Below are 18,831 nucleotides of genomic sequence, written 5' to 3' on the forward strand. Positions count from 1 at the left end.
ACACCACCTGAAATATACCGTTAACTCCTTGTCATACTTGGCATCAGGCAAGAATTTCAGGTGCGAAAGTTGAGTTATAAATTATTTTCTGAGTTTTCTCATAAATTGCAATTATCGAAACAAATCAACACGGAGAATAGTATTATCATTTTCAATTCTAATAAATGTCTGTATGTTAGGTTACTATAAATATGCAGATTTTATCATTAGTAATATAAACAAAATATTTAATTTTTCGATAGAACCAACTAATCTTGCATTGCCTATTGGTATATCATTTTATACATTCCAATCAATATCTTATCTAATAGATGTGTATAGAAAAGAAGTTCCCCCACAGAAAAATATTATTAATCTTGCTTTGTATATATCTTTTTTTCCTCAATTGGTAGCGGGTCCAATAGTGAGGTATGAGTCAATAGCCTCACAACTATCGTTCCGAGTTGAGAATATTGATTTGTTTTCACAGGGAGTACGACTATTTATAATAGGATTTGCAAAAAAAATATTGATTGCAAATCAGTTAGGAATTGTAGCCGATGAGATATTTGGTATAGATTCATCTGAAATAAGTACATCATTATCATGGGTAGCAATAGTGGCATATACTTTACAGATCTATTTTGATTTCTCTGGCTATTCTGATATGGCAATCGGGATTGGCAAAATGTTTGGATTTCATTTGCCTGCTAACTTCAATTATCCGTATATTTCCAAAAATATTTCCGAATTTTGGAGAAGGTGGCATATAACTCTAGGTTCATGGTTTAGAGACTATGTATACATTCCGTTGGGAGGAAACCGTCAGGGAATATGGAAACAAATTCGTAATTTATTTATAGTATGGTTACTTACTGGGATCTGGCATGGTGCTAGTTGGACCTATATTATTTGGGGACTTTATTACGGTTTTTTTATTGCATTGGAGAGATTTGTGCTAAATAACCTATTAAACCGCCTTTGGCTACCAATCCAACACATTTATGTATTAATAGTTGTTATGGTTGGATGGGTTTTTTTTAGAGCTGATGACTTTGCATATTCTTTTGAATTTATAAAAGCAATGTTTGGGCTTAATGGTACAGAAATATTTGATAATGTTACTTTATATTATATATATGACTACTGGTTATATTTCGTCGTCGGAGTATTATGTTCTCTACCGCTAGCAAAGATTTCTTTGCTTGTAGGTAGGATTAAAAATAATATATTTCATTTTGTTTGGAATACTATCGGAGTTCTCCTCTATTTAATCATATTTTTTATTTCAATTATCTATCTCACAACTTCTACTTATAACCCATTTATTTATTTCAGGTTCTAGTTGTTTTGATTAAGGAGGAAAACATGCCTAGACTATTTAGCTATATTATCAGTTGTTTTTTTATGGTAATCCTTTTGACGTTTAGTATAGCCACTTTTGCGTCATCTGAACGCAATATTTCTGAAGTCGAGAATAGAACGCTTGCAAAAAAACCAAAAATAAGCTTGGAAGAAATTCGATCAGGTAATTTTTCTAAGCAGTTGGAAGTGTACTTTAGTGACCAATTATTTAAGAGAGATATGTTGATTAAAGCTTACACATCACTACAGATTAAGGTAGGTAAGACAATAGTAAACGATGTAATCATAGGTGAGGATAATTGGTTGATGGAGACTCCAACAGTTTCTACTAATAAAAAGAGCATTGATATAGCTATTAATAGTATGAACAATCTGTCGACACATACTAATGGAAATGAAGTTTTGTATTATTTGGCGTTAGTTCCACATAAGAAAAATATTCTCGCGTATAAATACCCCAGCTTTTTAGGAGAGCATACTGGTGTGGATAACCATAAATATTTTGTCAATAAGTTAAATAAGAAATGGAATGTAATAAATATTTACGATCAATTTGTAAATAAGTTCACAAATGATGAAATTGAAAAAATGTACTTTAAAACGGATCATCATTGGAATGCAGAAGGAGCGTATCAAGCGTTTCAAATAATGATTAGAGAGATGACAAAAAATGGACTGATTAATAATCGAAGCAATTTAAGTAATTTCAGCTATGATTTTGAATGTAATGATCTTGATTTCATTGGTAGCTACAGTAGGAAGATTTTTAATATGATTAAATCAGATGAAGAATTAACTTGTAGATATACACCAAGCAATTTTACTGATCTTATTTATTTTGAGAGCGTTGGAAGAAAGAAGGAGGTTATTAATGAAATTGAAAAAGTGTTTGGTACTGGATTGAAGAATCAAACACTTACTTACGCTGGACTTTTCTCAAGTGATTATCCTGAATTAAAATTCAAATATGATAACGTTAGTGATGTTAATCTGTTAATTTTAAAAGATTCATATGCTAATCCAATGATCCCAAGCTTGGCACAGTATTTTTCGGAAACATATGTACTTGATCTTCGACATTACAAAGAAATGAATGTATATCAATATATTAAAGAGAAAGAGATAGACGCTGTTCTTGTATTATATCACGATGGAAATATTTCAGGAGATATGTATAATTTTGAATAATAATGTGCAAAGGGACACCATAATGAATTATTAAACCAATATTGGAGGCTCTTCTCAATGAAAGGCATCATTCTAGCTGGTGGAACGGGCTCGCGTCTTTTTCCCTTAACTAAAATTACAAACAAGCACCTTCTTCCCGTTGGGAAGTATCCGATGATCTTTCATGCTATATATAAACTGAAGGAAGCTGGAATTGAGGACATTTTAGTTGTTACGGGAAAGGAACATATGGGGGATGTAGTTAATCTGTTAGGAAGCGGAAAAGAATTCGAAGTAAGCTTCACATATAAGGTTCAGGATGAAGCTGGTGGTATCGCTCAGGCATTAGGACTCGCTGAACAATTTGTTGGACAAGAACAGATGGTGGTTATACTTGGGGATAATATTTTTTCGGATAACATTGCCTCTTATGTTAGGAGATTTGAGCAGCAGAGTCAGGGGGCCAAAATTTTAATTAAGGAAGTACCTGATCCACACAGATATGGCGTCCCGAAATTGGAGAACGGAAAAATTGTATCCGTTGAAGAAAAACCCCTGTATCCCCAAAGTAATTACGCTGTGACAGGAATCTATATGTTTGACAGTACGGTGTTTGAGATAATAAAGAGTTTAAAGCCATCCCAACGTGGAGAATTGGAAATTACGGATGTCAATAATGAGTACATTCGTCGTAATGAACTTACTTATGATATTCTGCAAGGGTGGTGGACGGATGCCGGAACCCATTTGTCCTTGGCCAAAGCCAATGAACTGGCCAAAGATATGATGCTTGGAGAAACATTTGATTTACCTTAACGAACAAAATTATTAACTGTATTGGTGGTCTTAACGATCACCAATATTTTTGTTATTTTATCCATAATCGGTTAAGATGAGCTTAATATAATATTGTGACTAGTGAACGACGAGAAAGGAGGAACAGTATGAACATTACCCCTCAAAAACTGGAAGGCGCCTTTATTATTGAGCCCCAGGTTCACAGGGACTCTCGCGGATTCTTCATGGAAAGCTACAATGAAAGAAAGCTGAGAGAGCTAGGTATTCAACATAATTTTGTTCAAGATAACCATTCTCTTTCAGTAGACCCCGGAGTGATCAGAGGACTGCATTACCAATTAAACCCTAAGGCTCAGACGAAGCTGGTAAGGGTGACAGCGGGTGCCGTGTATGATGTTGTGGTTGATATTAGAAGGGGATCTCCTACATTTGGTCAGTGGATCGGTGTTATTCTAAGCGCTCATAATCATAGGCAGTTGTTGGTCCCTAAAGGGTTTGCTCATGGCTTCTGCACCCTGGTCCCTAATACGGAAGTTCAATATAAGGTGGACGAATATTATTGCCCGGAATGCGATAGAGGCATATTATGGAATGATCCGGAATTAGCCATTGACTGGCCTGTAACGAATCCTGTTCTTTCGGAAAAGGATAGAGGCCATCCTATCTTAAAAGATGCGGATATCAACTTTTGACCGCTCTTCGTTGCAGATAAAGATTAGGGGAGGATAAGATGAATATTCTGGTGACCGGCGGGGCGGGTTTTATTGGAAGCAACTTTGTCATCTATATGTTGAACAAATATCCCGAGTATCGGATCATTAATTTGGATTTGTTGACCTACGCGGGCAACCTGGAGAATTTATCTCTAGTTCATAACGAATCTAATTTCAGCTTCGTGAAAGGGGATATTGCCGACCCTATTGTTGTAGAGCGATTATTTCAACAAGGGGTGGATGTCGTTGTTAATTTCGCAGCGGAATCTCACGTTGATCGCAGTATCCAAGACCCCGGGGCATTTGTTAGAACAAATGTAATGGGAACTCAGGTTTTATTGGAGGCTGCCCATAGGTATAAAATAAAGAAGTTTGTTCAAGTTTCTACTGACGAAGTCTACGGAACGTTAGGTGAAACGGGATTATTCTCCGAAGAGACCCCCCTTGCTCCTAATAGCCCATATTCAGCCAGTAAAGCTGGAGGAGACCTGCTGGTTCGGGCTTATCATGAAACCTTCGGGCTTCCGGTAAATATTACCCGCTGCTCCAACAATTATGGTCCGTACCAATTTCCAGAAAAATTGATCCCGCTAATGATCACACGAGCTGTTCAAGATCAACCTCTTCCGGTGTATGGAGATGGTCTAAATGTCCGTGACTGGCTTTATGTAGAGGATCACTGCAGCGCGATAGATCTTGTTCTTCATCAGGGTAAGGATGGGGAAGTCTATAATATTGGCGGGAACAATGAGAAGACAAATTTATCGATCGTTAAGATGATTTTGAAGGAATTGGGGAAACCGGAGTCCTTAATTAATTATGTGAAAGATCGTCCCGGACATGATCGCAGGTACGCCATAGATGCAACGAAAATCCAAGAACAACTGGAATGGCAGCCTAAGCATCATTTGGAAACAGGGCTTAAAGCTACCATTCGATGGTATCTGGACAATGAAGATTGGTGGCGGAGGATTCTTTCGGGGGACTACCAGAAATTTTATGAACGACAATATGGAACTTCCTAGGATGAGAGAAGTATGAAAATACTGATTACAGGAGCAGCCGGCCAATTAGGGAAAGAGCTATCCATCAAGTTAAATCATCATTATGATGTTTATGCTATGAGTCGGGCACAATTAGACATTACACAGCCAAAGCAATGCGAAGAAGTCATTGGCCGTATTCGTCCAGATGCGGTTATTCACACTGCGGCCTTTACATCGGTGGATCTGGCTGAGACTCAAGCAGAAGAGGCGTATAGGGTTAACGTTTCAGGGACCCGTAATGTAGCCGTCGCTTCGGAGAAAATCGGGGCTAAGTTTTGTTATATTAGCACCGACTATGTATTTGACGGACAAACGATGAGTCCATACCGGGAAATCGATTTACCCAACCCAATCGGGATTTATGGTAAAACGAAATGGGCCGGGGAAGAAATAATTCGGGCGCTAACCTCCAAATATTTTATCGTCAGAACCTCATGGGTATATGGGATGTACGGCAATAATTTTGTAAAGACGATGGTTAAACTGGCAAAAGAGCGGGACGAGATCCAAGTTGTTAACGATCAGACGGGATCTCCGACTTATACAGCGGACTTGGCGGATTTTATCGAAAAGCTTATTTTAACAGAGCAATATGGGATTTACCATGCTTCCAACTCCGGGTCCTGTACCTGGTATCAATTTGCTAAAGCCATTTTTGAAGAGTGCGGGATGACTACAAAGGTTATTCCATGTACAACAGAAGAATTTCCACGGCCTGCACCAAGACCTAAGTTTTCGGTGTTGGATCATTTGTCCCTGCGTGCAGAGGGCTTCGAAGAATTTCGTCACTGGAGAGATGCACTGCGACAGTTTCTAAATCAAATAAAGGTATGAGACTATTGAACAAAAAAAGCGTTAGTATCCACATAGTCACTTATAACAGTGAACCCTATATTGAGGATTGTTTACAGGCCGTGTTCCGGCAAAATTATCCGATTGACCAGATTGTAGTGATCGATAATGCTTCCCAGGATCGAACGGCGGAGATATTAGAACAGTATTCGGAACGAGTTCATGTTGTATTAAACAAGGTTAACACCGGTTTCGCCCCTGGTCATAACCAGGCGTTACGAATGACAACGAGCGATTATTTTCTGGTCTTGAATCCGGATGTGCTGCTGCATCCGGATTATGTTCGTTGTTTGATTGAGAGAATGGAACAGCGTCCTGATGTAGGAAGTGCCACCGGCAAGCTGCTGTTGAAGTCCTCGCCCGGGTTATTAGACAGCGCCGGATTAGTGATCCATAAAAATCGGAGAGCATTTGACAGAGGTATGGGGCAGCCGGAGGGAGAATACGCTGACTATGCCGAGGTCTTTGGTGTTTCCGGAGCGGCGGCACTCTATTCACGAAAGATGGCGGTAGGTATAAGTGTTAATGGGGAGTTTTTCGACGAGCAATTCTTCGCCTATAAGGAAGATGTCGATGTAGCTTGGAGGGCGCAAATTTATGGATGGAGCGCCATCTACGTTCCCGAGGCTTCGGCCCTTCATGAAAGGGGCTGGAAAACAGGAAGCCGTCAAAAACAGCCTTTATTTGTAAGGAGACATTCATATATCAATCGTTACAGGATGATTTTGAAAAATGACTCCATCAAGTACATCTTGCTGCATTTCCCCAGTTTTGTATGGCATGAAATCCTAAGTGCAGGATATATGATCCTGAGGGAGCCGGAATTAATCAAATCATGGAGCGTTTTACTGCGTCAATTATCTTATATTAAGCAGCAAAGAAGGGTCATCCAGCAAAATCGAAAAAAAGAATTGCAAAAAATCTACTCTTTTTTCCAATAAGCCGAAATCACCTTCAATTCATGCTATAATGGATTAGGTGATTTTTAATGGATTTAAGTATTATTATATTAAATTACAATACCCGTGAGCTGACCTTGAAAGCGTTAAGGTCGGTCTATGCCTCGAGGACCGGGTACCAATTTGAAGTAATCCTCATAGATAATGCCTCTTCGGATTCCTCTGTCGAGAAGATCCGGGAGGAATTTCCGCAGGTTCGATTGATTGAAAATCAGGAGAATGTCGGATTCGCGAAAGCAAACAACCAGGGAATGAGGATCGCCACGGGAAGATATATTCTCCTTCTCAATTCAGACACGATTGTTCAAGCAGATACACTAGAGATTATGATTCGTTTTATGGATGAGCATCCGGATGTTGGAGCGAGCGGCTGCAAGGTCATTCTTCCCGATGGTTCCTTGGATAAGGCATGCCGAAGAGGTTTTCCTACACCATCAGCTTCTTTTTACTATGCGTTTGGGATTTCCAAGCTTTTTCCGCATGTTCCCAGGTTCAATCAATACCAATTAGGATACTTGAATCCGGACGAGGAATATCCGGTAGATTGTCTAGTTGGCGCCTTTATGCTTGTCCGGCGTAAAGTGATCGATGAGGTAGGCCTGTTGGATGAGCAGTTCTTTATGTATGGGGAAGACGTGGACTGGTGCTATCGGATTAAACAGGCCGGTTGGACTAATTATTATTACCCCAAGACTCATATTATCCATTATAAGGGAGCCAGCAGCCGGAAGAGACCATTAAAGATCGTCTATGAGTTTCATAGAGCCATGTATTTATTCCATCGTAAGCATTTTCGTTCAAGGTACTCCCTGCCAACGAATTTATTGGTTTACGGGGGAATCGGATTAAAGCTGGCTTTGGCTGTTTTAAGGAATGGTTTGGTGAGGGCGAGGTGAAGAAACAGTGATTCGTGGGAATCAAAGTGTATTGTCCAAAATTTATGCATTTTGCGATTTTATCGTCATTCAAATCGCATTTTTGGCTGCCTATTGGCTAAAATTTAAATCGGGTTGGATTGAATCCGGAGGCACTCTGTCTTTCCAGACCTATCTATTATGGAGCTTAATATACGGATTCCTTTGCATCGCTTTTGGTTTTTTTACCGGATTTTATACACCGAAACGTAAAAAAAGGTTTGCTTACGAGGCTTATAAAATCATACAAATTCAGGTTATCAGCTTCTTGGCCTTGCTCAGCTTCCTCTTTATTTTTAAAGAAGTACATATTTCCCGAGAGATGCTGGCTATGTATTTAATTACAAGCATTACTTTTCTCGGTTTCTACCGCTATTACATTAAGATCTGGTTAAAGAAGCTTAGGGAAAAAGGGTTTAACAAGCAATTTGTATTGATTCTGGGAGCTGGAAACTTGGGAAGACGGTTTTATGCCAATTTGCAGAAATACCCGGAGCTTGGTTTTGAAGTTGTAGGCTTTCTAGATGATTACTTGAGAATGCATGAAGATACCGCCCTAAACTACAAACCCATTCTTGGAACGATTGATGAATTAGAGGATAAGCTTAATAACATGCCGATCGATGAAGTGATCATTGCGCTTCCATTGGCGGCCCATGACAAATATGGCAGCATCATTTCCACTTGTGAAAAGGCAGGGGTCAGGACAATGATTATCCCTGATTTCTTTGACTACCTGCCTGCAAGACCCAATTTCGATAATTTTGCGGGAATTCCTTTAATAAATGTAAGGGACATTCCATTGGATAACCTCACGAATCGGATTTTGAAGAGGTCTTTTGACATCGTTTTTTCTCTGGCAGCCATCATGATTACTTTGCCGGTTATGCTTCTTATTGCCCTAGGTATTAAACTAACATCTCCGGGCCCCATCATTTTTAAACAGGAAAGGGTAGGTCTGAATCGAAGGACCTTTCCAATGTATAAGTTTAGAACGATGAAAGTGATGGATGAGAAGGATTCGGACACCCAGTGGACGACTGAAAATGATCCTCGACGAACCGCGTTCGGTGCTTTCTTGCGCAGAACCAGCCTGGATGAGCTTCCACAGTTTTTTAATGTGTTGGTCGGACATATGAGTGTTGTCGGTCCCAGACCGGAACGACCGTATTTTGTAGAGCAGTTTAAGGAAGAAGTCCCCAAATATATGGTTAAGCATCATATTCGTCCGGGCATTACGGGTTGGGCACAGAGCAACGGTCTAAGGGGCGACACTTCCATTGAAGATCGCATTAATCACGATATTTTCTATATAGAAAATTGGACTTTCTTATTTGATATTAAAATCATTTACAAGACAATTTGGAATGGGTTTGTTAATAAGAATGCTTATTGATAGAAAAAGAGACTCTCTTAGAGTCCCTTTTTCTTTACCCCAATCCCCGAAAAAACTCATCCTCCCGGATCTTATCACCTAGAGTGAGGCAGGTGCTTTCGGCGGATTCGATGGTCCAGGCGGCTATTTTGGTTCCGTATTGGACGGCAGTGGACAAGGGAAGGCCTTGGACGAGTCCGGATACTGTGCCGGAGAAGAAGGCGTCTCCAGCTCCGGTGGAATCGACCATTTGGACTGGCTGAGCGGGCTGGTGCCCGGACTCTCCGGCAGCGGAATCGTAGTAGATGCAGCCTTGTTCTCCCAAAGTAATGACCATGGAACGCATGCCGTTGGAGTCCACAAACTTCTTCAGCAGCGGAATCATTTCGTCCGGCTGCATTTGGGTTAGATCGCTTCCGAGCAGCTTGCCGGCTTCGTAATGATTACATATGAAGCATTCCAAGCTTCGCAGTAAATCAGGGTGTTGGCCGATGACATCCAGATTTCCGGGAATTCCATAGACCGGTTTGTTATGCGGTTTAGCCAGGTTTAGCATCTGACGGGAGATCGCTTCGTTTAAATCCAATTCTAGGACCAGATGGCTGCAGGAACGGACGATTTCCTCTCCGCTCTCTTCAATGATGCGAGCCAGATGCTGCAAATCCGGCATTTGCGAGATCGATCCGGCCAGATTGCCATGCTCATCTAGGATGGCAAGCCACATCCCCATTCCGCCGTTGTCCACTCCCTGCAAATACTTCAGGTTGACGCCGATTTCCTGCAAGCGGGCAGGCACTTCTTTCCCTACACCACTTAAGTCGTAGGTGCTTACGAACATAGTGGGGAGCCCGATACGGGCAATATTTTCCGCTACGTTGCGTCCGACTCCTCCATGCACGAACTGAATGGTCCCCAAATTCCGGGACGAGCTATGATAAGCTTCTTTAGCAAAGCCTTTACAATCGACAAATACGGTTCCAATGACCGCAACCAGAGAATTCATAAGCCCTCTCCTTTTTCGATATACTCTTCGAGTTACTGACACTCCCTAACTAGACGATTGTCATGCTGTTTTAAAGGGTAAAAGATATTCGTAGATCAACCTTAAGATTACAAAAACAGGGACCCGGACTAGTGCAGGTCCAGCGGTTCGCTAACGTAACCTGGTTACTGCCGCGCGGAAGTATGACATTATTTATCAACTGTATTATACCTGATAAATTCCGGATTGGCTTCATTTTTAAGTAAGAGCATCATTTTCATTCATTGGACGGACTTTAAAAGAAAATAATGAATATAATGAAATATAGTTATTTTTAGGAAAACGGAACGTATAAGCATGCGATCTATCCCAAAATGAATTTCAGGAACAGACTAACGGAAACGGAAATTGGATGATAGAAAAGACTTCGCGTATCGGACGAGCTGTCATTGTTGAGGCTTAAGGGTTGTTTTGTATTCCAGGGAGGGGTTTACATGAACAAGGAGGGCAAGTCTGGAACGGGAGCGGAAAGAGAAAAAGTAGAAACGGAAGTAGAAGCAGAAGCAGAAGGCAGAAAAAAAGCGGAAACCGAAACGAATGCAGAGTTGGAAACAGAGGCAGAAGAAATAGTGCTAGAAACAGAATCAGAGGCAGAAGCAAAAGCAAAAGCAAAACCAGATGCAAACATGGTAAAAGCAGAAGAGACAGCGACGAATGCCGAGGCTAAGGTAGGAGTTGAAATAACAGACGGGGCCGGGGCAGAAAAAGCTGAGTGTGGAGCAATAACTGAGCTAGAAGTAGTAGCAGAGGCAGGAGAAGCAGAGGTGGGGTCTGAGGCAGAACGAAATGCAGAGCAAGAAACAGAAGCAGGAGAAGCACAGCTACAGCTAGAAAACGATGGGAGAGCCGGAGATGGAAAAGTAGCGGAAACGGCAGGGAACTCAGATCTAGAATTAACAGCAGAAATGGAAGCAAAGCTGGAATCAACAGAAGAGCTGGAAGCGGTGCAAAAAGCGGAAGTGGAAGCCGGAGTGGGAGCAATGATGGAACCGGGGGAACAAGCAGAAGGATCGGTAGGCAAAGGGATGGTAGCGGGTGTTTTGATCGGATTGATCTTGTGGGGGATGATTGGCTTCGGTTTATGGATATGGCTGAAAAGCATTTGACAAAAAGTTAAGCGATAGAATATGATGATATATATTTTAAAGGCTGAGATTAAGAAGAGTATGCGGGGAGCCGAGGGCTGGCAGAGAGCCGGTGGTGGGTGCAAATCGGTGTCCTGGTCCCACGGAATGGACTTATGAGCCGCTTGTCGAACAGGGAAGCTTAAGGAAGCAGGCCAGCAGCCCCAAGCGAGCCGGGAGGACCCGGTTAAACCCCAGTAGACCAAGCCGGGAATGAACTCCCCGTTATTCAGAGTCGGGTATCGAATCCGTTCCTTGTCATTCCGGATTCCGTACTTCAGAGTGCGCCTGCTCGGTCAGGCGAATTAAAGGTGGCACCGCGATCCTTCGTCCTTTTTATGGGACGGAGGTTTTTTATTTTTGAAGGAGGTGATGGCCAAATGGAAGATGGCTGGTGGCGGTCGTTGAGAACGTTGAAATCGTCAAGAACGTGGAAAGCAACACGGAGAGAGCAGGAAAGCAGAGGAACAACATTTTATTCGAGGAGGAATTCCATTGAGACAAGAACCGCAACGGGAACGTATTTTGACGGGCGACCGTGTCACAGGAAAATTGCATTTGGGCCATTACGTCGGGAGCTTGAAAAACCGGGTGAAGCTGCAGGAAGAGTATGACCCCTACTTCATTCTGGCGGATGTGCAGGCGTTGACGACTCATTTTGAACAGCCGGAATTGGTAAGGAAGCATTTGCGGGAAGTGGCGCTGGATTATTTGGCCGCAGGGATTGATCCGGATCGATCGACGATTTTTATTCAGTCGCTGGTTCCGGAGATCGCGGAGCTGACGGTGTATTATTCCATGTTTGTAACCGTAAATACATTAAGGCACAATCCAACGGTCAAATCGGAAGCAGCCGATCGGGGGTATGACGATCTGTATTACGGATTTCTCGGATATCCCGTCAGTCAGGCGGCCGACATCACCTTCTGCAAAGCGACGCTTGTTCCGGTCGGGGAGGACCAAATACCGCATATTGAACAGACACGAAAGATCGTGCGCCGCTTTAATGAGCTGTACGGTGCCGTCTTCGAGGAGCCGAGGGCATTGGTGGGAGAGGTGCCGAGGCTTATTGGTTTGGACGGGAAAGGAAAAATGAGCAAAAGCCTGGGCAACGCCATTTCACTGGATTCGTCGAAGAGCGAAGTGGAGGCCAAGCTGAAGAAAGCCGTGACGGACCCTGCCCGTGTTTATAAAAGCGATCCGGGCCATCCGGATATTTGCCCTGTATTTGCCTATCATCAGGCATTTATGCCCGAGGAGAGCGAAGATATCCGCGAACAGTGCACACAAGCCAAGATCGGTTGTGCGGAGTGCAAGCTAAGGATTGCCCGCCGGATTAACGATGTTCTGGAGCCCATGCGGGAACGGCGCACCTACTATGAGGCCAGACCGAAGAGGGTGGAGGAGATTCTGCAGTCCGGAACGGAGCAAGCCCGGCACATTGCCCGGGAAACGATGCTTGAGGTCCGTGAAGCTATGAACATAAATTATTTTGCCGAGCGATAATATAAAGCAGGTTCAAGACAAAGGGTTGTCCGATGAAAGTGGTCAAGACGTTGGAGTATCGTGGAGGAGATTTGTAAGCTGCTAGTAAGCCATATTCCGACGAACTGAACCAGTTGGAAAAAATAGACGGGAAGGGGCGCTTATTAGCGGTCCCTTCCTGTTGTTTGTTAAAAAAGTATAAGTTTCCAAAGGACGGCGATAGCCGTTTATCCTTGAGGCAGATACTTATGAAAGTGGGCGATAGGAACGGCAAGCCCGATGTTGCTTGTTCGGTCCCCCAGTTTCGCCTTGGTGGTAGCGAAGACAACGGCAATGACTTTGCCTTCTTTGTTGAGGATGGGACTGCCGCTGTTGCCCTTGTAGATCGGGGCTTGAATCATAAGCACGGGCACCTCCCAATCCGTAAGGAGGGTTTGACCAAGAACCGTTCCTTCGTTGGCGATCTGGTTGAAGAATAACGGGTTGCCGATCACGTAGATAGGTGTTCCCTCCTGAACATCGGATGCCGATTCGATATCAAGGGAAGGCAGGAGCTCGCCGGGCTCCCTTATTTGCAGGATGGCTGCGTCAATGGCGGGGTCGCTGGCCACAACGTCGGCAGTATAGTTTTGGCCCGATGGAAAGCTGACCAGGCTCGTACGCTCCCCTTCGATGACGTGATGATTGGTCAGGATTAGGCCGTTATCGGCAATGTTAAACCCGGTCCCCTTGCGGCCGCCGGCATTTACGACAACTACCGCCTGCTTGTATTGCTGAATCGCTTCATTCTTGGACAATTCCCTGTTTGTCTTCAGAAATTCTATCGCCTGCAAGCTGAACATCTGCGGGAAAAAAGCAACTATATTAGCCAATAAGCCCAGCACAAGCAAAAGAACGATCCACCTTCTCAGCTTCCGACGGGAAGGCTTCGGCTCCTCCTCTGAATCGTCATCATCAAAAAAGGAGGGGTCCTCCGGATCAAAATCTTCATATGAAAATTCGGCGTCCCGATCTGTATCCTCCGGTTTTCCACTCGTGGCACGCGCTTCCTCAAGTGCCGCTTCATCTGCATCTTCATGCACCTCTCTATGAGGTTCCTGGCCTTGACGAGGGCGTTTGGGCGGATCTTCCCGATTTCCCTTGGAGGCTTCATGAGGTACATTCCGTTCATCCGATTTAATGAGACTTCCCTCCCCGTTTCCTTGTGAACAGCTTATATGGAGTTGAACCGCCGATGCGCGGAGTTAGGTACTGTTCCTGCTGCAGCTGCTGATTCCTCTCGCTGCCATAGTTCTCTTCTTTCTATATTGCCAATCTTTGACTGGCCTTGCAAGACAAGATTAAGACACATTCTGTTACAAACGAATTATTTGAACCTCTTTGGAAAAAGACGGAGCGCAAAAAACCGGCCCTCTGCAAAACGCATCTTTTGCATAGAGCCGGGGGCGGCTTTTCTAAAATATTTAAGGTTGACTAAAACGCGCTTATTCCTTTTCGGTGTAGGTAAGAACCGCTTCGGCAAATCCGTCTCGCAGCTTATCCATGCTGGACTGAGGGGCTCCGAACATTATGCGGACGTACTGCTTGGGCGAATCCACCAAGGTGATCAGGAAAGCCATATTCATTCCGTTAGTCGTCACCTTGCCCGATACTTCAAATTGCAGTGCCGGATGGCCTCCCACGGTCAGCTTCACGGGCTTGGTAATCGTCAGATTCTCCATATCGGTCAGCCGGTTGTCCACAATAAACTGATAATATTGGTCCAGGGAAGATTCATTATTATAATCCTGTCCCAGGACGAATAGCACCGAGCTGGTTGCTGTATCGACGGCCTGAATATCCACCTCTTTCACGTTCATCTGCTCCCATTGGCCGGTTACCGTCAATTCCATGCTCTCATCGCTGCTGGCCAGCTTGACCTTGGCATCAGTCGGACTTTGAGCCCCGGCACCCGATGCCGGCTTCGCTTGAACGATTTTAAACGATTTAATAATTTCGAATAATTCCTTCTTGGTCGAATGGAATTTCTGATCCGGGGTGACTGCGAGAATTTGGTAGAAATGATCCCCCTGATCGACTACCGTAAGGATTCCGTGAATTAAATCCTTATCCAGCATGCCGGTGTATTCCGCTTGCTTGCCGGGAAGCGAATCGATCGTGACATCCTGAATCTCATACATGCGAAATAGCTGGTATTGATTGCTGAAGCTGCCCTTCATCACTTCCATGAAGCCGTTCAGATCGATATCGTCGGCCATATCGGTCTTGGGCACGCTGTTTACCATTACAGCCTTGTCATCTTTCGGGCCGGATACGTTCAATTCCGGTCCGGATCCCGGATTCCAATCGGACGGGAAGGTCGTCTGGACGTCTCCGCCGCCGCTGGTCAGAGTTTGTCCTCCTCCCGAGCTGCTGCAGCCGGTCATCAAGAGGGCCGTGATCAGGGCGGCGGCCGCCCATTTGTTTAAGTGGTTCATTATTTTCATTGTTCTGATCCTTTCTATTCTCCCTATGTAGAAGCACCCACTATTTTTTTCGGTATTGAAGCTGGGATACATTACTAATTATTGGTAATTCACTAATTGTTCACAATTTATATAGATAAGGGACGATGCCGCTGCAGCACTTCTTTGTAAAAATAAAAAACTCCGTCCGATAAGGACGAAGTTAAAGTGCAGGTTTGGGAAAAGAAACCGTGAAGGCATTCTATCGCACAACTGAGATTGGCCGCAGCAACCGAGGCTCTCCCGGCGCACGTTGGCGGACTGAGGGTGGATATAGCTTTCATTCTCCTTCGGCGGTTATCCGTCTATCCGCGCAAGCTCCTTCTCGACTTCATCGAGCTGATCCTCGCCGAACACTTGGTACCCATGTTTGCGCAGCAGCTCTGTCGTCACCCCTTCTCCCGGCACCTTCGTATCGGTAAAGGTTCCGTCATAGATAAACAAAGTACCGCACGACGGGCTGTCCTGCTTCAGAATGACCAGAGCGACCTGATGCTCATTGGCCAAACGAAGGGCGGCCTGCGCTCCTTTCTCAAACTCGGCGGTGACATCCACCCCGGCTCCGGTAACGACCTTGTCGCCTTGTCTCTGCGCATCCGGACGGGGAATCGGCAGGCCTCCGACGACTTCCGGGCAGATGGGGATGAGGCGCCCTTCATCGTGCCACTTCAGAAAACGGGGGTCCAGACAAGGAACATCTCCCTCGTCATATCTGACCTTCTGGCCGAGCAGGCATGCGCTGACTAATATTTTCTTCATCGTAGTTTTCACTCTCCCGTAACCTTAGCATTATTTTGCGGCTGAATCCCAAATTTCCGTTGTATAGGCTTTGGACAGATCGGCTTCTTCTTTAATTACTCCGAACTGGTAGGCGATATCGGCCGTCTGCTTGAACAAGGCCGGATCGATGCGGCCGATCTGCGACGGATCGGTCCCCTTGGGCAGAATCAGCTCTCCTATCGCTTTCATCATGCTCAACTGGTGTTCTCTTGTCGTGCTTCCTTCATCCACGCTTTTCATGACAATATCGACGGCGGCCTCCGGATTTTCAATCGCATCGGCCCAGCCTCTGATCGAGGCACGCAGAAACTTGACCGCGGCATCCCGATTGTTCTCCAGCCATTCCGTGTTGGCGAACAGATTGTCCTGCAGCATCGCGACCCCTTCATCGTTCATATCGATGACATTCAGGTCCGATTCCGGAATGCCTTGACTCAGCACCAAGGGAAACTCATTATGCGTAAGGGCGGACGCCGTGTCCAATTGATCGTTGAAAAACTGATCCATCGTAAACCCCTGCTTCGTCAATTTCACATCGCGGTCGGCGTCGATTCCGTATTTGTCCAACAAAGCCAGAATTTCGAATTCAAGGCCGCCCATCCAGCTTCCGATTTTTTTGCCTTTCAAATCCTCCGGACGGTTAATGCCTGCCGATTTTTTGGAAACGAGCACCAGACCGCTTCTCTGGGAAATTTGGGCGATTTCCACCAAAGGAAAGCCTTCCTCTTGATGCGACAGCAGGCTCGCTACCCAAGAGTTCCCAATGTGGGCCGTGCCATTGGCAACCTGCTGCTCGGGGACGATGTCCGGACCGCCGGGCAATATTTCGACATCCAGCCCTTCTTCGCGGTAATACCCTTTCTCCAGGGCCACAAAATAACCGGCGAATTGAGTTTGCGGAAGCCACTTGAGCTGAAGCTTCACTTTGACCGGCTTGGTTTCTTCTCCGGCTCCGGTTGGTTTGCTTTCCCCGCCGCCGCAGGCGGACAGAACCAGAGACAGCGAAAGCAGCAAGCTGAGAATCCAGGCGGGGCGAATCCATTTAAAGTTTGATTTCATGTTATCATCTGCGCTCCTTCTATGTGGATGTTTTCCGGGAGGAATGCCAGCGGATGGCCAGCTTTTCTATTTCCTCAATAAGAATGTATAAAATAACTCCGACCGCCGATGCGACCACGATGCAGGCCCAGCCCATGGACATTTTGGCTACTTTAATGGAGTTGGAGAGCAAGTACCCGATTCCACCGGACGAGTAAAAAAATTCGCTCACTATAGCGCCGATCATACTGGCGGTCGCATTGATTTTCAGAGCGGTAAACAGATAAGGCAGGCAGTTGGGCAGCCTTACATAGCGGAACACCTCGCTCTTCCGGGCTCCGTAAGAATGCATCAGGTCAAGCGCCAGCGGATCGATCTGGGTTAAGCCTCTGTGAGCGTTGAATGCCATGGCCGCCATCGTCGTGATGGTGACTACCGCCACCCGTGAGCCGAGTCCGTCCCCGAACCATAGATTCATAATCGGCGCGAGCGCGATAATGGGGACGGCATTGAGGGCCGCGATGAAGATCAGGCCGGTCGAGCCCCAGCGGGGCCATTGAGTCGCCAAGAGGGCGACGGCAAAGCCGATGAGCGAGCCCGCCAGCATTCCCAGCAGAGCTTCCGCAACTGTATAACCGGCGTGTCTTGCCAGAACATCAATATTCGAGCTCAGCGCTTTCCAGATGGATGTGGGCAGCGGCAGTTGATGCACTTTGATATTCAGCAGGGTATGGAACCATTCCCACTGCCATAGAAGAATAAACAGTGCCCCGAATGCCGCCGGAACGGTATATTGTTTCAGGATGCGGACGGCAAATGTTATGGCTCTGCGACCAATTGGCGGGTGGCCGGCCTCTTGGTTTGACGAACGGGCGGCAGCTCCCTCCATCAGCGCTCACCTCCCTTATTGCGATAAGCCGGCTGCCAGGGGGTCAGAGCCCTCTCCAGCCCGCTGATGATTAAGTAATTGATTATTCCCGTTAAAGCGGCCGCCGCTACCGTGGACCAGAACAGATAAGTATTGGCCGGGCCGTAGTATAAATTGCGCAGCATAATAACGCCTAATCCATGCTGGGCGCCCATCATTTCAACCAAGATAGCCGCCGTAACCGAAAGTGGAGCGGCTATCTTCAACCCGCTGAACAACCCGGGCAGCCCGTTGGGCAAGCGCAGCTTCCAGTAGATGCTCCATGTCCTCGCGGCATAGGAGCGCATTAATTCCAAGGCCTGGGGACTTGTGCTCCGCAGCCCTTTGAGCAGGTTTAAATTGACCGGGAAAAAGGTTATATACGCAGCAATCACGATGCGTGACCAGTTCTCGTCCTGCACTATTCCGTAAATGATCGGTGCCAGCCCGAGCACGGGAATCATTTGTGAAATAATGATGTAGGGAAAGCTGACCCGTTCCACCCAAACGGACAGGCTCATGATAATCGCCAGCAGGGAGCCGACGGCAGCGCCGAGCAGTAATCCAAGACCCGCATTCATGAACGTGGACCAGCCTTCGTGCAGCAGGGTAGGGCTGTAGGTGAACAAGGTCGCCGCCATTTCATGAAGATAAGGCAGCTTGGATTGAGCCATATTGGTATCAAGCACTTCTGTTAAGTACCAGGATGCCGTCTCCCATAACACGAGCAGAGCCAAGCCGATTACAAACACCGGAAACAGCCGGTTGTGAATGATTTTCATG

At 45.4% G+C, this 18,831-nt stretch carries 18 protein-coding genes; 11 read left to right on the forward strand and 7 right to left on the reverse strand.

The window, feature by feature from the left end:
* Nucleotides 1-172 precede the first annotated feature (172 nt).
* The 9 genes from ACTHRH_RS06320 (at nt 173) to ACTHRH_RS06360 (ending at nt 9,189) form a co-directional block, all read left to right on the forward strand.
* Nucleotides 173-1,324: an MBOAT family O-acyltransferase gene (locus ACTHRH_RS06320; protein ID WP_440414630.1), complete on the forward strand. Its 1,152-nt coding sequence runs from the start codon at nt 173-175 to the stop codon at nt 1,322-1,324.
* 23 nt (nt 1,325-1,347) lie between these two features.
* Nucleotides 1,348-2,532 (forward strand): DHHW family protein, encoded by a 1,185-nt coding sequence (locus tag ACTHRH_RS06325; RefSeq protein ID WP_440414632.1) that lies wholly within the window; start codon nt 1,348-1,350, stop codon nt 2,530-2,532.
* A 57-nt stretch (nt 2,533-2,589) separates the two neighbouring features.
* Nucleotides 2,590-3,327, forward strand: a complete 738-nt coding sequence (locus ACTHRH_RS06330) for a sugar phosphate nucleotidyltransferase (protein ID WP_440414634.1) — start codon at nt 2,590-2,592, stop codon at nt 3,325-3,327.
* Between the two features lie 128 nt (nt 3,328-3,455).
* Nucleotides 3,456-4,001, forward strand: coding sequence for a dTDP-4-dehydrorhamnose 3,5-epimerase (gene rfbC, locus ACTHRH_RS06335; RefSeq protein ID WP_440414636.1), 546 nt, complete (start codon nt 3,456-3,458; stop codon nt 3,999-4,001).
* Between the two features lie 38 nt (nt 4,002-4,039).
* A complete protein-coding gene (gene rfbB / locus ACTHRH_RS06340; RefSeq protein WP_440414638.1) occupies nt 4,040-5,047 on the forward strand; it encodes a dTDP-glucose 4,6-dehydratase in 1,008 nt (335 codons plus the stop codon).
* Nucleotides 5,048-5,059: 12 nt separating this feature from the next.
* A complete protein-coding gene (rfbD, locus tag ACTHRH_RS06345; RefSeq protein WP_440414640.1) occupies nt 5,060-5,902 on the forward strand; it encodes a dTDP-4-dehydrorhamnose reductase in 843 nt (280 codons plus the stop codon).
* A complete protein-coding gene (locus ACTHRH_RS06350) occupies nt 5,899-6,861 on the forward strand; it encodes a glycosyltransferase family 2 protein (RefSeq protein ID WP_440414642.1) in 963 nt (320 codons plus the stop codon). The genes rfbD and ACTHRH_RS06350 overlap by 4 nt, the downstream gene beginning before the upstream one ends.
* Before the next feature lie 47 nt (nt 6,862-6,908).
* Entirely contained in the window at nt 6,909-7,775 is an 867-nt protein-coding gene (locus tag ACTHRH_RS06355; RefSeq protein WP_440414644.1) for a glycosyltransferase family 2 protein, read from the forward strand.
* Between the two features lie 7 nt (nt 7,776-7,782).
* Nucleotides 7,783-9,189 carry an undecaprenyl-phosphate glucose phosphotransferase gene (locus ACTHRH_RS06360; RefSeq protein WP_440414646.1) on the forward strand — a complete coding sequence of 469 codons (1,407 nt, stop codon included), beginning with the start codon at nt 7,783-7,785 and terminating at the stop codon, nt 9,187-9,189.
* A 34-nt stretch (nt 9,190-9,223) separates the two neighbouring features.
* Here the strand turns inward: ACTHRH_RS06360 and ACTHRH_RS06365 are convergent, their stop codons facing one another.
* Nucleotides 9,224-10,171 (reverse strand): carbohydrate kinase family protein, encoded by a 948-nt coding sequence (locus ACTHRH_RS06365; RefSeq protein WP_440414648.1) that lies wholly within the window; start codon nt 10,169-10,171, stop codon nt 9,224-9,226.
* Between the two features lie 473 nt (nt 10,172-10,644).
* Here ACTHRH_RS06365 and ACTHRH_RS06370 point away from each other — a divergent pair, with 473 nt between their 5' ends.
* Both ACTHRH_RS06370 and trpS read left to right on the forward strand, forming a co-directional pair.
* On the forward strand, nt 10,645-11,316 hold the full coding sequence (locus ACTHRH_RS06370; RefSeq protein WP_440414650.1) for a hypothetical protein: 672 nt from the start codon (nt 10,645-10,647) through the stop codon (nt 11,314-11,316).
* A gap of 513 nt (nt 11,317-11,829) precedes the next feature.
* Nucleotides 11,830-12,840 (forward strand): tryptophan--tRNA ligase, encoded by a 1,011-nt coding sequence (gene trpS / locus ACTHRH_RS06375; RefSeq protein ID WP_440414652.1) that lies wholly within the window; start codon nt 11,830-11,832, stop codon nt 12,838-12,840.
* A gap of 206 nt (nt 12,841-13,046) precedes the next feature.
* Here the strand turns inward: trpS and ACTHRH_RS06380 are convergent, their stop codons facing one another.
* The 6 genes from ACTHRH_RS06380 to ACTHRH_RS06405 form a co-directional block, all read right to left on the reverse strand.
* Nucleotides 13,047-13,901: a S1C family serine protease gene (locus ACTHRH_RS06380; RefSeq protein WP_440414654.1), complete on the reverse strand. Its 855-nt coding sequence runs from the start codon at nt 13,899-13,901 to the stop codon at nt 13,047-13,049.
* Nucleotides 13,902-14,303: 402 nt separating this feature from the next.
* A complete protein-coding gene (locus ACTHRH_RS06385) occupies nt 14,304-15,305 on the reverse strand; it encodes a hypothetical protein (RefSeq protein WP_440414656.1) in 1,002 nt (333 codons plus the stop codon).
* Between the two features lie 315 nt (nt 15,306-15,620).
* Nucleotides 15,621-16,082 (reverse strand): DUF523 domain-containing protein, encoded by a 462-nt coding sequence (locus ACTHRH_RS06390; protein WP_144940546.1) that lies wholly within the window; start codon nt 16,080-16,082, stop codon nt 15,621-15,623.
* A 30-nt stretch (nt 16,083-16,112) separates the two neighbouring features.
* Nucleotides 16,113-17,162: an ABC transporter substrate-binding protein gene (locus ACTHRH_RS06395; RefSeq protein WP_144940545.1), complete on the reverse strand. Its 1,050-nt coding sequence runs from the start codon at nt 17,160-17,162 to the stop codon at nt 16,113-16,115.
* Between the two features lie 19 nt (nt 17,163-17,181).
* Nucleotides 17,182-18,030, reverse strand: a complete 849-nt coding sequence (locus ACTHRH_RS06400; RefSeq protein WP_379287906.1) for an ABC transporter permease — start codon at nt 18,028-18,030, stop codon at nt 17,182-17,184.
* Complete coding sequence (locus ACTHRH_RS06405; RefSeq protein ID WP_440414659.1) at nt 18,030-18,830, reverse strand: ABC transporter permease; 801 nt, start codon at nt 18,828-18,830, stop codon at nt 18,030-18,032. Before ACTHRH_RS06405 ends, ACTHRH_RS06400 begins: the two co-directional genes overlap by 1 nt.
* Between the last annotated feature and the right edge of the window lies 1 nt (nt 18,831).

This window comes from Paenibacillus sp. SAFN-117, assembly GCF_051966115.1.
Lineage (GTDB): Bacteria > Bacillota > Bacilli > Paenibacillales > NBRC-103111 > Paenibacillus_L > Paenibacillus_L residui.

What these genes read in the sequence shown, in the direction of transcription:
- ACTHRH_RS06320 (WP_440414630.1), top strand. Translation starts at nt 173, where the DNA reads ATGTTAGGTTACTATAAATATGCAGATTTTATCATTAGTAATATAAAC.
- ACTHRH_RS06325 (WP_440414632.1), top strand. Translation starts at nt 1,348, where the DNA reads ATGCCTAGACTATTTAGCTATATTATCAGTTGTTTTTTTATGGTAATC.
- ACTHRH_RS06330 (WP_440414634.1), top strand. Translation starts at nt 2,590, where the DNA reads ATGAAAGGCATCATTCTAGCTGGTGGAACGGGCTCGCGTCTTTTTCCC.
- rfbC (WP_440414636.1), top strand. Translation starts at nt 3,456, where the DNA reads ATGAACATTACCCCTCAAAAACTGGAAGGCGCCTTTATTATTGAGCCC.
- rfbB (WP_440414638.1), top strand. Translation starts at nt 4,040, where the DNA reads ATGAATATTCTGGTGACCGGCGGGGCGGGTTTTATTGGAAGCAACTTT.
- rfbD (WP_440414640.1), top strand. Translation starts at nt 5,060, where the DNA reads ATGAAAATACTGATTACAGGAGCAGCCGGCCAATTAGGGAAAGAGCTA.
- ACTHRH_RS06350 (WP_440414642.1), top strand. Translation starts at nt 5,899, where the DNA reads ATGAGACTATTGAACAAAAAAAGCGTTAGTATCCACATAGTCACTTAT.
- ACTHRH_RS06355 (WP_440414644.1), top strand. Translation starts at nt 6,909, where the DNA reads ATGGATTTAAGTATTATTATATTAAATTACAATACCCGTGAGCTGACC.
- ACTHRH_RS06365 (WP_440414648.1), bottom strand. Translation starts at nt 10,171, where the DNA reads ATGAATTCTCTGGTTGCGGTCATTGGAACCGTATTTGTCGATTGTAAA.
- ACTHRH_RS06370 (WP_440414650.1), top strand. Translation starts at nt 10,645, where the DNA reads ATGAACAAGGAGGGCAAGTCTGGAACGGGAGCGGAAAGAGAAAAAGTA.
- ACTHRH_RS06385 (WP_440414656.1), bottom strand. Translation starts at nt 15,305, where the DNA reads ATGAAAATAATGAACCACTTAAACAAATGGGCGGCCGCCGCCCTGATC.
- ACTHRH_RS06390 (WP_144940546.1), bottom strand. Translation starts at nt 16,082, where the DNA reads ATGAAGAAAATATTAGTCAGCGCATGCCTGCTCGGCCAGAAGGTCAGA.
- ACTHRH_RS06395 (WP_144940545.1), bottom strand. Translation starts at nt 17,162, where the DNA reads ATGAAATCAAACTTTAAATGGATTCGCCCCGCCTGGATTCTCAGCTTG.
- ACTHRH_RS06400 (WP_379287906.1), bottom strand. Translation starts at nt 18,030, where the DNA reads ATGGAGGGAGCTGCCGCCCGTTCGTCAAACCAAGAGGCCGGCCACCCG.
- ACTHRH_RS06405 (WP_440414659.1), bottom strand. Translation starts at nt 18,830, where the DNA reads ATGAAAATCATTCACAACCGGCTGTTTCCGGTGTTTGTAATCGGCTTG.